The organism is Endozoicomonas sp. ALB091 (genome assembly GCF_049310265.1).
In the GTDB taxonomy this organism is placed as follows: Bacteria; Pseudomonadota; Gammaproteobacteria; order Pseudomonadales; family Endozoicomonadaceae; genus Endozoicomonas.
Window position 1 is genome coordinate 523,340 of sequence record NZ_JBLYNQ010000001.1, and the last position, 13,782, is coordinate 537,121.

Sequence of the window (13,782 nt, forward strand, 5' to 3'; positions counted from 1 at the left end):
GTTAGCCATGGGCATTTGTGCATCCAGCACAGCCGTTAGCCTTGATAGCGGATCTAACATAATGAATGAATTTTATTTTGTTGGTATGGCTTTGGAACACCCTGTTCAAGTTAGTACAAAAGATCAAATAATGTTAATCACCAGGCAGCGATTCACAGATATATAAATAGATAAGTTATCTCTTATGTGATGTGTTTTTGATTTTAATGTAATTATTTAGGGAGGTTTTTTCTGTGGATAACTCCGTTTATGCCAGTTATCGTCTGCCTTTGAGGATGTGTGCTTTTTTGTAGAAATCCCGGAGGTATGTTGTTGTTTTGGTCTTGATGGCTTGTGGATAATTATGACTGTTATCCACAGCTCGCTTGTTATTCAATTTACCCACAGGAAAATCATAAGGTTTATTGCCATTCATAAACGGACCTACCCACAGGGAGTAGCAAGCAATATTTTCCTCCGCATTATGGCTGTTTTATTTTCAACTTATTGAATTATAAGGATATTATTCCTGGCGGATGATCTGTTGTCCTGTTTTGCAGGTGTGGATAACTTTTGCCAGAAAGGATACAATTCCCTTTTGTCTATCCAATCGTTATTTCATACCTGAAGGTCTTCAGCAGGCTGTCTGACCGGCTTCAGTGATACCCGTATTAAATCCTGATCCTGATCCTGATTCTGATCCTTATCTATATCCGGAGATGGGTGGGAGAGCGGGAGAGTAGGAGAGTAGGAGAGTGCCTGTGCCCCTTGAGCTGTGGCAAAAATGTATCGATATCCTGCAGGATGAGCTGTCTTCTCAGCAATTCAATACCTGGATTCGCCCTTTGAAAGTGATGGGGGACGAACACGATTTGTGTTTACTGGCTCCCAACCGGTTTGTTGCCGACTGGGTGAAAGAGAAGTTTTTGCCAAGAATCGAAGAGATTCTGGATGAACTGTCCGATGGGGACTCTCCAGCCGTCGCGTTGGCGGTGTCCAATCGTCGGCCCCCCTCACTGAGCAAGCGATCTGCACGGCCAAGAGAGCCTCAGCTCAGGGAAGTGCCACCCAGAGAGATTCAGCCTGCGGCAACGGTGACCGTTTCTGAGAAACCCATTGAGAACCCGCTGAAACATGCCGCTATTGAGCGTTCTGTGGTCACCCATGAGCTGGTGTCGGCTTTAACGGTCGCGCAGGACAATACCCCTGAGCCGGATCTGGTATCAGACTCCGGTTTTCAGGAAGATGACAGCAGGCAGACAGAAGAGCCCGCCCAGATCAAGGTAAACCCGCTGAAAGAGTCGGTGAGTGCTACGCCTGAAGAGCCTGTCCCGGTGCGACAGGTTGAAGTTGAAGGGTCTATCAAGCATCACAGTTCGCTGAACACTGGGTTCACTTTTGAAACCTTTGTTGAGGGTAAATCAAACCAGCTGGCCCTGGCGGCTGCTCGGCAGGTAGCAGAAAACCCCGGTGCTTCCTACAATCCGCTGTTCTTGTACGGCGGTGTTGGTCTGGGTAAAACTCACTTGATGCATGCGGTGGGTAACTTCCTGGTCAAGCAGAACCGTAATGCCAGAGTTGTTTATTTACACTCCGAGCGCTTTGTTGCGGATATGGTGAAAGCACTGCAGCTGAATGCCATTAATGACTTTAAAAAGTACTATCGTTCTGTTGATGCGCTACTGATTGATGATATCCAGTTTTTTGCCGGTAAAGAGCGTTCACAGGAAGAGTTTTTCCACACCTTCAATGCGTTGCTGGAAGGTGGTCAGCAGATGATTCTGACCTGTGACCGTTACCCAAAGGAGATCAGCGGCGTTGAAGAGCGGCTGAAGTCCCGATTTGGCTGGGGTTTAACGGTAGCCGTGGAGCCGCCCGAACTGGAAACCCGTGTCGCCATTCTGATGAAAAAGGCAGAACAGCAGAAAGTGGAACTGCCCCATGAAGCCGCCTTCTTTATTGCCCAGAGAATCCGTTCCAATGTGCGTGAACTCGAAGGTGCCCTGAAGCGGGTGATCGCCAGTGCGCACTTTATGGGACGCCGTATTGATATTGATCTGATCCGCGAGTCCCTGAAAGACCTGTTGGCTTTACAGGACAAACAGGTCAGTATAGATAATATCCAGAGGACGGTTGCTGAGTACTACAAGATCAAAGTGGCGGATATTCTTTCCAAGCGTCGCAGTCGTTCTGTGGCAAGGCCAAGGCAAATCGCCATGGCACTCTCCAAAGAGTTGACCAGTCATAGTTTACCCGAGATTGGTGATGCCTATGGCGGACGTGATCATACCACCGTTCTTCACGCTTGCCGTAAAGTAAAAGAACTGGTCGAAGTGGATAACGAGATCAAAAGCGATTACAAAAACCTGTTGCGCTCACTGACAAGTTAATTCCACCTTATTCAACCTCATAAAAAGGTGAATACCTTTTTATATCAAGAGAAAGGAAAGCGATGAAATTTACCATTAATCGGGAAGCATTGCTTAAGCCACTTCAGCTGGTTGCCGGTGTGGTTGAGCGCAGACAGACGCTGCCGGTATTGTCCAATGTGTTGATGGTAGTCGATGGAAACCAGCTCTCGTTAACCGGTACTGACCTGGAAGTCGAACTGGTTGGCCGTGTCGCCCTGGAAGATGTTGCGGAGGCCGGAGAGATTACGGTACCGGCCAGAAAACTGATGGATATCTGTAAGTCCCTGCCTGAAAACACCCTGATTGAAGTGCATCAGGATGATCTGAAGGTCAAGGTAAAGGCTGGCCGGTCCCGGTTTACCCTCTCCACGCTACCGGCCAATGAGTTTCCCAGTATTGAAGAGGAGGCCGGATCGGTATCCTTTACCATTGGCCAGTCACGTCTTCGTCGCCTGATTGATCGTACCGGCTTTGCCATGGCCCAGCAGGATGTTCGTTACTACCTGAACGGCATGCTGCTCGAAGTCAGCCAGAACTGTCTCCGTGCGGTGGCTACCGATGGTCATCGTCTGGCCATGTGCAGCGTGGATGCCGATATCAACCAGCAGGACAAGCATCAGGTCATCGTGCCCCGTAAAGGTATTCTTGAGATGGCGCGTCTGCTCACCGAAGGGGAAGAGAGTGTTCATATTACCCTGGGTGCGAATCATATCAGAGCCAAAACCGGCGACTTTATGTTCACCTCCAAACTGGTGGACGGTAAGTTCCCTGACTATGAGCGGGTAATTCCCAAAGGCGGCAATAAAATCATTATTGGTGATCGCCAGGAACTGCGTCAGGCATTCCAGCGTGCGTCTATTCTGTCCAATGAGAAATACCGGGGTATCCGCCTGATTCTTTCCGATGGTCAGCTTAAGGTAATGGCTAACAACCCGGAGCAGGAGGAAGCCGAAGAAGAGTTGAGCCTGGCTTATCATGGTGACTCCATGGAGATCGGGTTTAACGTCAGCTACCTGTTGGATGTGCTTTCTGTGCTTTCTGGTGAGGCCATCAAGATGACCCTCTCCGACCCGAACAGCAGTGCGCTGCTTGAGGAGTCTGAGTCTGGTGACTCCACCTATGTTGTTATGCCTATGAGGCTGTAACAGCCTGTCGGCAGAAGTAGTCAGTGTCTGATGTTGTGGCATCAGACACTCGCCCTGATCCGGCTTCCGGGCTACTCAGGTTCGGAAATAAACAGAATATGATTCAACAGCTCTCCATAACCGATATCAGAAACCTCTCCTCTGTTTCGCTTACCCCTTCCCCTTCTGTAAACGTGCTCTACGGGCTCAATGGCAGTGGTAAAACCAGCGTGCTTGAGGCCATACATCTTCTCGGGGTCGCCCGATCATTTCGGACCTCCCGAATTAAACCGGTGATCAATCGTGATGCCGAGGTCTGCACGGTGTTTGGTCGAATCGGTGTGCCATCGGGATCCATACCGATTGGTGTTTCCAGAAACCTTCGGGATGAAACACTGCAGATACGGGTGTCCGGAGAGAACCTGAAGTCCACCTCTGAGCTGGCCAGGTTACTGCCCTTACAGGTGATTAATCCGGACACCTTCCGTTTGCTTGAAGGCTCCCCAAAGCTGAGAAGGAATTTTATCGATTGGGGCGTGTTTCACGTGAAACATCATGACTTTTTCCCGCTATGGAAACGCATGCAGAAGGCGCTGAAACAGCGGAACAGTCTGCTCCGTCATGGTAGAATAAACGGTTCTGAATTGAGTTCGTGGAACATAGAGTTTGCCAAAGCAGCCAATGCCATCGACGTGTTACGCGGCGATTATATCCAGAGACTGACGCCCGTCTTCAATGAGGTGCTTTCGGAATTGGCCGATCTGGATAATCTTTCTATCCAATATTACCGAGGCTGGGATAGGGAGAGAGAGCTGCATGAAGTACTCAGTAGCGGACTGGCACGGGATGTCCAATCGGGCTATACCCATGCCGGGCCGCAACGGGCAGATTTAAGGATTCGGATTGGCAAAGGCAGTGCGGTTGATATCCTCTCACGAGGTCAATTAAAACTGGTGGTCTGTGCACTGAAACTCGCTCAGGGCTTTCTATACAAAGCGCTGCAAGACAAACAGTGCATCTTCCTGGTCGATGACCTGCCATCAGAACTGGATACCCCTAATCGACAAAAGCTTTGTCGATTGTTTCAAAAAATGGACTGCCAGACCTTCATCACCTGTGTTGAGAAGGAGGCACTGGAACATTGCTGGTTGCCTGAAACGGAATTGAAAATGTTTCACGTGAAACATGGGCAGGTTACTGTTACATCACATGAGAACCCTGGTCAGCAAAGTATTCGCCGGGCTGAGTCTTTGGAGATAGAGCATGAGTGAACAAAACTACGACGCATCCAATATTAAGGTCCTCAAGGGCCTGGATGCTGTCCGCAAGCGCCCGGGGATGTACATTGGTGATACCGATGATGGTACCGGTCTGCACCATATGGTGTTTGAGGTGGTTGATAACTCCATCGATGAGGCGCTGGCGGGGCACTGTGACAAGATTTCGGTCATTATCCACCCGGATGAGTCCATCACGGTTAAGGATAATGGCCGTGGTATCCCTGTGGATATTCATGAGGAAGAGGGCGTTTCTGCCGCTGAAGTAATCATGACGGTGCTTCATGCCGGTGGTAAATTTGATGACAACACCTATAAGGTCTCCGGCGGTTTGCACGGTGTGGGTGTGTCAGTGGTTAATGCCTTGTCCAGTCAGCTGAAACTGACCATCCGCCGACATGGCAAGGTTCATCAGCAGGTGTACCATCAAGGGGTTCCGGAAGAGCCATTAACGATTATTGGTGAAACGGATGTCACCGGTACGGAACTGCACTTTATTCCTTCCCCGGAGACCTTCTCAAATATTCAGTTCAGTTACGACATTCTGGCCAAGCGCCTGCGTGAACTCTCGTTCCTGAATTCGGGTGTCTATATCCAGCTGACGGATGAGCGCACCGGCAAGGTTGATGACTTCAAATACGATGGTGGTCTGAAGGCCTTTGTTGAGCACCTGAACCAGAATAAAAGCACCATCAATAAAGTCTTCCACTTTGAAATCACCCGGGATGACGGTATTGGTGTAGAAGTGGCCATGCAGTGGAATGACAGCTTCCAGGAAGGGGTATTCTGCTTTACCAACAATATCCCTCAGCGCGATGGTGGAACGCACCTGGCGGGCTTCCGTGCGGCGCTGACCCGAAGCCTGAATGGCTATATCGAACGGGAAGGTTTCCAGAAGACGGCCAAGGTGGCTACGTCTGGTGATGATGCCCGTGAAGGTTTGACGGCAATCATCTCTGTCAAAGTGCCGGACCCTAAATTCTCCTCCCAGACCAAAGACAAGCTGGTGTCCTCCGAGGTAAAAACCGCAGTAGAGCAAGAAATGGGCAAATACCTGGCGGACTACCTGGTAGAAAACCCCCAGGAAGCCAAAGCGGTTGTCGGTAAGATGCTGGACGCTGCCAGGGCCCGTGAAGCCGCCCGTAAGGCCCGTGAAATGACCCGCCGTAAAGGTGCCCTGGACATTGCCGGCTTGCCAGGCAAACTGGCGGACTGCCAGGAGAAAGACCCGGCACTTTCTGAACTCTATATAGTAGAGGGTGACTCGGCGGGCGGATCCGCCAAGCAGGGCCGCAACCGGAAGACTCAGGCGATCCTGCCTCTCAAGGGTAAAATCCTGAACGTTGAGAAAGCCCGCTTTGACAAGATGCTCTCCTCCCAGGAAGTCGGAACCCTGATTACAGCCCTGGGGTGTGGTATTGGTCGTACGGAGTTCAATATTGACAAGCTCCGCTACCATAACATCATTATCATGACCGATGCGGATGTGGATGGATCGCACATCCGTACACTGCTATTGACCTTCTTCTTCCGGCAGATGCCTGAGCTGATTGAAAATGGCTACATCTATATTGCTCAGCCGCCACTTTATAAGGTTAAGCGTGGCAAGCAGGAGCAGTACCTGAAAGATGATGGTGCGCTGGATGGTTACCTGACCCAGTCAGCACTGGAAAATGCCAGCCTGCATGTTAACGAAAATGCTCCCGGGATCAGCGATCAGCCCCTTGAAGAACTGGTGAAAGAGTTCAGAGATGTCCATAAAGTGGCCGATAAGCTGTCCCGTATTTACCCCGTCTCGGTGCTCCGTGAAATGATTTACATGCCCGAAGTGACGGCGGAGAGCCTGGCTGATAAGAGCATAATGGAGTCCTGGGTTGCCCAACTGAGCGAGAGAATTGAGAACCTGAAAGACGCCGGCAGTACCATGACCTTCTCGGTAGAGGAAGATCGGGAGCTCAATGTCTGGTTGCCCAAGGTGACGATTATTGCCCACGGTGTCGATAGCCACTATCGCTGGAATGCGGATTTCTTCTCATCTGCCAACTATGGCAAGATCGTTTCCCTCGGTCATAAATTGCAGGGATTGATCGAGGAGGGTGCCTTTGTCCAGAAAGGGGAGCGAAAGAGGGATGTCGCTTCCTTTGAGGAAGCCCTTGAGTGGCTGATGAGTGAATCCACCAAACGCCATTACATCCAGCGTTATAAGGGACTGGGTGAGATGAACCCGGATCAGCTGTGGGAGACCACCATGGATCCGGATGTCCGCAGAATGCTGAAGGTCACCATTGAAGACGCGATTGCCGCAGACCAGATCTTCAATACGCTGATGGGGGATCATGTCGAACCCCGCAGAGAGTTTATCGAAAGCAATGCATTGAATGTTGCCAATCTCGATATTTAATCCAGTTCAGTCGTGCCGGTTTTAACCGGCACTTTTTTTACTTTTTTGATTCTCAGGTGCTCTGCTAATGTCTCCAGAATGTAAAGCAATGATTCGACAGGAGTTGGAAGAGGCGAGGGTTGTACTGAGCCGATTCCTGGATGATGACGCCAATCTTGAATCCATTGATCTTGCTGCCCGGTTATTGTCTGAGAGCTTTAAAGCTGGTGGCAAGGTACTGTCCTGTGGCAATGGCGGTTCCCACTGTGACGCCATGCACTTTGCTGAGGAGTTGACCGGACGTTTCCGCGATAATCGCCCTGGCTATGCGGCTATTGCCATTTCCGATCCCAGTCATATCTCCTGTGTATCCAACGACTTTGGTTATGAGTATGTCTTCTCACGTTACGTTGAAGCGGTAGGCAGGGAAGGGGACGTACTGCTTGGCATCAGCACCAGTGGTAATTCCGGGAATATTATCAAGGCGGTAGCAGCGGCCAGGGCAAAAGGGATGAAGGTTATTCTGCTGTCAGGCAAAGATGGCGGCCAGATGGCGGGGATGGCGGATGTTGAAATTCGTGTGCCTCACTTTGGTTATGCGGATCGGATTCAGGAGGTCCATATCAAGGCAATCCATATTATGATTCAGCTTGTTGAAAAATATATGGAATAAAAAAATCACTGTCATACCAGTTTTGGGGGGACTGGTAGCTGCGGGAAGGTAGTGGTTTGCCTTGTGGTCAGGCCTGTTTATCGGTTGATCGGTTTTATACCATAGGCGGTAAAAGCACTGGTACCTGCAATGAGCCCCCCTAAAGCTATAATGGCGTTGCGAAGTGTGGTGGGGAACCGGATGCCATTGGTATCGCTATATATGTCACAGGCACAAGCCGATGTTAAAGCTCCGGAAGTCATCCCGACAGCAGTTCCGAAAACTTTAGAAACTCCCCCCGCAGATCCGAAAGAACCAACAGCAGAACCGAGAGCCAGGATAGTGCAGACAGTCACATAAGTAGCCAAAGTATGACCAATGGCATTCGGCAAAGCGTCTAAGAGCTCAGCCTGGCGATCTTTATCAGCAGTGGAAATATAACCTATAAGAAGCCCGGCACAAGCCACACGTGTTGCAGACGTGAGTATATGTAAGCCACGCATAATAGCTTGTGGGCAATGTTGTTTAAAAATGCTAGTGGCTGCGGTCGAAACAGCAACCACACGTTCAGACAACGGAATATAATTTATCCGCTGCAAATCATAATCAGTTAATGGTTGTTCACACAGCAGACAGTGCCTTTGGTCAGAAGTATATAACCATAGTCGCATACATGATCGGCCAAACGTATGCCCGCAGTTCAGTTGGATGATTTCACAGTTTTCTGCGTCATGACATATAGAGCATGAAACACCGTTAGTGACGTTCATAACATCTCTTGTTTTTACTGCTTTGAAAACCTTAGGACATCTTTATTTGGCTCTGGTTCCCTATGGCTGAATTTTTTGGGAACCCAGGTTATTCTCGGACAGTCTTAAGTCCGACAGGAAGCCTTGCTAAAAAAGTACGCTCTATTTTCCTCCAGTCTTCAGTTTTTAGCCGGTCCTGTCGGTAAGGGTGCAGTTTGTTAGCTTCGGTAAAATATTCATAAACCAGGTTTTTCAATTCATCTTTTGAAAAGAAATCCTGTGTTTTCTCAACAGGTAATAATGCTACGATACGAAGGCAGTGCCCTAACTGACTGAAAGATGATGCGTCGAGATCCTGACTTTTTTCTATTGCATTACATCCATGCTCAATGGCTTTAGCCAAAAGCCCTGGAATTTCCTTGCTTTGACCAGAATAAATGCACTCTGTGAAGTAACGGATGCTGATACACAAGTCCACTTCAGGCCCGGCAAAACCCTGGTCATCAAGTTGCATTTGGTCAAACTGACGCCAGTTCATTAAATTGATGTGAATGTCGCCAAGGGCCAGTTCAATTTCCTTGTCGTTGCAGGGGGTGACTTCATGCCCGGAACAGTCGCTGCGCAGCTTGATAAAGATCGTCAGCGCCTCCTGATACTGTTCCATGACCTGGTATAGTCGGCCAAGGGCCAGTTCAATGTCCTTGTCATTGCAGGGAGTGCCTTCATGCCCGGAGCGATCGGTGCGCAGCTTGATAAAGATTGTCAGCGCCTCCTGATGGAGTCCCATGTCCTCGTATAGCCGACCAAGGGCCAGTTCAATTTCCTTGACATTGCAGGGAGTGCCTTCATGCCCGGAGCGGTCGGTGCGCAGCTTGATAAAGATCGTCAGGGCTTCCTGATACCGTCCCATGAGCTGGTATAGTCGGCCAAGGGCCAGTTCAATTTCCTTGTCATTGCAAGGAGTGCCTTCATGCCCAGAGCGGTCGGTGCGCAGCTTGATAAAGATCGTCAGGGCTTCCTGATACCGTCCCATGATCTGGTATTGTCGGCCAAGGGCCAGTTCAATCTCATTGTCGTTGCAGGGCGTGCCCTCATGCCCGGAGCGGTCGGTGCGCAGCTTGATAAAGATCGTCAGCGCCTCCTGATACCGTCCCATGTCCTCGTATAGCCGACCAAGGGTTAACTCTATGTCCTTGTCATTGCAGGGAGTGCCTTCATGCCCGGAGCGGTCGGTGCGCAGCTTGATAAAGATCGTCAGCGCCTCCTGATACCGTCCCATGTTCTCGTATAGCCGACCAAGGGCCAGTTCAATTTCCTTGTCATTGCAAGGAGTGCATTCATAGCCGGAGAGGTCAGTGCGCAGCTTGATAAAGATGGTCAGTGCCTTCTGATACAGTCCCATGTCCTGGTGTAGCCGACCAAGGGTCAGTTCAATTTCCTTGTCATTGCAAGGAGTGTCTTCATACCCGGAGAGGTCAGTGCGCAGCTTGTTAAAGATGGTCAGTGCCGCCTGATACCGTCCCATGTCCTCGTATAGCCGACCAAGGGCCAGTTCAACTTCCTTGTCGTTACAGGGAGTGTCTTCATGCCCGGAGAGGTCAGTGCGCAGCTTGTTAAAGATGGTCAGTGCCTCCTGATACCGTCCCATGTCCTGGTATAGCCGACCAATGGCCAGTTCAATCTCCTTGTCGTCGCAGGGGGTGTCTTCATGCCCAAAGAGGTCAGTGCGCAGCTTCTTAAAGATAGTCAGTGCTTCCTGATACTCTCCCATGCGCTGGTAAAGTAAGCCAAGGGCAAGAGAATTAAGTTTTTTATCCTGGTCCTTTCCTGAGTGATTTTTATAAAGGTCTTTAAAAATAAGCAGTGCTTCACACAGGCGGTTTTTGTCTTGAAGTGCCCTGCCCTTTGTCATCAGTAACTTTTTGTCAAGGGGAGTCTTTACTTGTTCTATTGATTTCAGGCAATCATCAGTTCTTCCTGAATTGAACAGGGCTCTTGCTTTAAGTTGGTGTGCACGTAGATAGAGAAGCCGACTCAAGTTGGAATAAGTCTCTAATATCTCTTTTGCTATTTTGAGTGCATTATCATTATCACCTGCTCTTAAAGAGCTGAACCCTTCATTGATACAGGGCATTTTACCCTGTCGATGATAGCCTGCACCCGGTTGAGAATGGGGTGGGGGGCGATGATGAAAACCTTGAAATTCCTTCCTGTTTTCAGGGGTACCCAGGCTCCTGGGTATATAAACAGGCGTTGCATTGGATGCCCCTTGTGACTGTTGTATGTATCTTACGGATCTATTAAAACATGGTCTTTTATAAGGGGCTGCCTTGTCTCTATGGTATTTGTTAGCCTGATGACCAGCCTGAAAAGGGTTACGAGCGTTAAGATAAGCATTATTATCCATGTATCGAACTTCGGATGCTTTCATGCCGCAATCGCGAAAGAAAAACTCAGTTTAAAACCGCGCCTTGTAACAATCATTGTTTTAGCATCAGACACAGTACCGGATGAGTGTAGCAGGGCGTAACCAGCTGCTTCGGATTTTTTCTGACATGACCACACGTATCAAATACTTCAAGCACAAGCCGCAGGTTATGGCATCGTTTGCAGTGTACGTGCAATCCAGCCACGGGCGGTATCATTGACTTCTGCCACCGGGTTGCTGTTTTGCATAGGTTATCCCGGCGATAGCTTTGCTAAAAAAGCCTGCTCTGCTTTCCTCCAGTCTTCAGTTTTCAGCTGGTCCTGTCGGTAAGGGTCCAGTTTGTTGGCTTCGGTAAAATAGTCAGAAACAAGGCTATTCAATCCATCCTTTGAAAAGAGATCCGGTGCTCTCCCAACAGGTAATAGTGCTGCAATACGAAGGCAGTGTCCTAACTGACTGAAAGATGATGCGTCGAGATACTGGCTTTTTTCTATTGCATTACATGAATGCTCAATGGCTTTAGTCAAAAGCCTTGAAATTTCCTTATCTTGACCAGAATAAATGCACTCTGTGAAGTAACGGATGCTGATACACAAATCCACTTCAGGCCCGGCAAAGCCAAGGTCATCAAGTTGCATTTGGTCAAACTGACGCCAGTCCATTAAATTGAGATGAATGTTGGCAAGAGCGAGTTCAATTTCCTTGTCATTGCAAGGAGTGCCTTCATGCCCGGAGCGTTCGCTGCGCAGCTTGATAAAGATCGTCAGGGCCTCCTGATACCGCTCCATGAGCTGGTATTGTCGGCCAAGGGTTAACTCTATGTCTTTGTCATTGCAAGGAGTACCTTCATAGCCGGAGAGGTCAGTGCGCAGTTTGATAGAGATCGTCAATGCCTCCTGATACCGTCCCATGTTCTCGTATAGCCGACCAAGGGCCAGTTCAATTTCCTTGTCAAAGCAAGGAGTGCCTTCATGCCCGGAGCGGTCAGTGCGCAGCTTGATATAGATCGTCAGGGCCTCCTGATATCGTCCCATGAGCTCGTATTGTCGGCCAAGGGTTAACTCTATGTCCTTGTCGTTGCAGGGAGTATCTTCATGCCCCGAGCGGGTGGTGCGCAGCTTCACAAAGATTATTAGCGCCTCCTGATGTCGTCCCATGTCCTGGTATAACCGACCAAGGGTCAACTCTATGTCCTTGTCATTACAAGGAGTACCTTCATAGCCGGAGAGGTCAGTGCGCAGTTTGATAAAGATCGTCAGCGCTTCCTGATACCGTCCCATGAGCTGGTATAGTCGGCCAAGAGCCAGTTCAATTTCCTTGTCATTGCAAGGAGTATCTTCATGCCCGGAGCGGTCAGTGCGCAGCCTGATATAGATCGTCAGCGCCTCCTGATACCATCCCATGAGCTGGTATTGTCGGCCAAGAGCCAGTTCAATTTCCTTGTCATTGCAAGGAGTACCTTCATGCCCGGAGCGGTCGGTGCGCAGCCTGATAAAGGTCGTCAGGGCCTCCTGATACCGTCCCATGAGCTGGTATTGTCGGCCAAGGGTTAACTCTATATCCTTGTCATTGCAGGGAGTGCCTTCATGTCCGGAGCGGTCGCTGCGCAGCTTGATAAAGATCGTCATGGCCTCCTGATACCGTCCCATGAGCTGGTATTGTCGGCCAAGGGTTAACTCTATACCCTTGTCATTGCAGGGAGTGCCTTCATGCCCGGAGCGGTCGCTGCGCAGCTTGATAGAGATCGTCAGGGCCTCCTGATACCGTCCCATGAGCTCGTATTGTCGGCCAAGGGTTAACTCTATGTCCTTGTCGTTGCAGGGAGTATCTTCATGCCCCGAGCGGGTGGTGCGCAGCTTGTTAAAGGTTGTCAGTGCCTTCTGATGCAGTCCCATGTCGTGGTATAGCCGACCAATGGCCAGTTCAATTTCCTTGTCGTCGCAGGGATTGTCTTCATGCCCGGAGAGGTCAGTGCGCAGCTTCTTAATGATAGTCAGTGCTTTCTGATACTCTCCCATGCGCTGGTAAAGTAAGCCAAGGGCAAGAGAATTAAGTTTTTTATCCTGGTCCTTTCCTGAGTGATTTTTATAAAGGTCTTTAAAAATAAGCAGTGCTTCACACAGGCGGTTTTTGTCTTGAAGTGCCCTGCCCTTTGTCATCAGTAACTTTTTGTCAAGGGGAGTCTTTACTTGTTCTATTGATTTCAGGCAATCATCAGTTCTTCCTGAATTGAACAGGGCTCTTGCTTTAAGTTGGTGTGCACGTAGATAGAGAAGCCGACTCAAGTTGGAATAAGTCTCTAATATCTCTTTTGCTATTTTGAGTGCATTATCATTATCACCTGCTCTTAAAGAGCTGAACCCTTCATTGATACAGGGCATTTTACCCTGTCGATGATAGCCTGCACCCGGTTGAGAATGGGGTGGGGGGCGATGATGAAAACCTTGAAATTCCTTCCTGTTTTCAGGGGTACCCAGGCTCCTGGGTATATAAACAGGCGTTGCATTGGATGCCCCTTGTGACTGTTGTATGTATCTTACGGATCTATTAAAACATGGCCTCTTATAAGGAGCTGCCTTATCTCTATGGTATTTGTTAGCCTGATGACCAGCCAGAAAAGAGTTACGAGCGTCAGGATAAGCATTATTATCCATGTAACGAACTTCGGATGCTTTCATGCCGCAATGGCCCCCATAGTTACTGAGTGACTCACAGGTCTCCATGACTCTTTTATCATTAGGCCTGATTACCACTGAAGCTACGCATCAGTATGAGACTTTCA

8 protein-coding genes are annotated in these 13,782 nt (G+C 49.3%); 5 read left to right on the forward strand and 3 right to left on the reverse strand.

The window, feature by feature from the left end; all coding sequences use genetic code 11:
* The first annotated feature begins 734 nt into the window (after nucleotides 1-734).
* The 5 genes from dnaA to lpcA all read left to right on the forward strand — a co-directional run bounded on the left by dnaA (nucleotide 735) and on the right by lpcA (nucleotide 7,844).
* Entirely contained in the window at nucleotides 735-2,369 is a 1,635-nt protein-coding gene (dnaA, locus tag ACO6UX_RS02290; protein ID WP_422444474.1) for a chromosomal replication initiator protein DnaA, read from the forward strand.
* Nucleotides 2,370-2,431: 62 nt separating this feature from the next.
* Nucleotides 2,432-3,535: a DNA polymerase III subunit beta gene (gene dnaN / locus ACO6UX_RS02295; protein ID WP_422444476.1), complete on the forward strand. Its 1,104-nt coding sequence runs from the start codon at nucleotides 2,432-2,434 to the stop codon at nucleotides 3,533-3,535.
* 98 nt (nucleotides 3,536-3,633) lie between these two features.
* The gene (recF, locus tag ACO6UX_RS02300; protein WP_422444740.1) at nucleotides 3,634-4,785 is read left to right on the forward strand and encodes a DNA replication/repair protein RecF; all 1,152 of its coding nucleotides are present in this window, start codon (nucleotides 3,634-3,636) and stop codon (nucleotides 4,783-4,785) included.
* Nucleotides 4,778-7,192 (forward strand): DNA topoisomerase (ATP-hydrolyzing) subunit B, encoded by a 2,415-nt coding sequence (gyrB, locus tag ACO6UX_RS02305; RefSeq protein WP_422444478.1) that lies wholly within the window; start codon nucleotides 4,778-4,780, stop codon nucleotides 7,190-7,192. Before recF ends, gyrB begins: the two co-directional genes overlap by 8 nt.
* A gap of 67 nt (nucleotides 7,193-7,259) precedes the next feature.
* The gene (lpcA, locus tag ACO6UX_RS02310) at nucleotides 7,260-7,844 is read left to right on the forward strand and encodes a D-sedoheptulose 7-phosphate isomerase (RefSeq protein ID WP_422444480.1); all 585 of its coding nucleotides are present in this window, start codon (nucleotides 7,260-7,262) and stop codon (nucleotides 7,842-7,844) included.
* Nucleotides 7,845-7,921: 77 nt separating this feature from the next.
* Here the strand turns inward: lpcA and ACO6UX_RS02315 are convergent, their stop codons facing one another.
* From ACO6UX_RS02315 to ACO6UX_RS02325, 3 genes are all read right to left on the reverse strand, one after another.
* Nucleotides 7,922-8,593, reverse strand: a complete 672-nt coding sequence (locus tag ACO6UX_RS02315) for a hypothetical protein (RefSeq protein WP_422444482.1) — start codon at nucleotides 8,591-8,593, stop codon at nucleotides 7,922-7,924.
* An 88-nt stretch (nucleotides 8,594-8,681) separates the two neighbouring features.
* Nucleotides 8,682-10,979, reverse strand: coding sequence for a tetratricopeptide repeat protein (locus ACO6UX_RS02320; protein ID WP_422444484.1), 2,298 nt, complete (start codon nucleotides 10,977-10,979; stop codon nucleotides 8,682-8,684).
* 272 nt (nucleotides 10,980-11,251) lie between these two features.
* The gene (locus tag ACO6UX_RS02325) at nucleotides 11,252-13,678 is read right to left on the reverse strand and encodes a tetratricopeptide repeat protein (protein WP_422444486.1); all 2,427 of its coding nucleotides are present in this window, start codon (nucleotides 13,676-13,678) and stop codon (nucleotides 11,252-11,254) included.
* Between the last annotated feature and the right edge of the window lie 104 nt (nucleotides 13,679-13,782).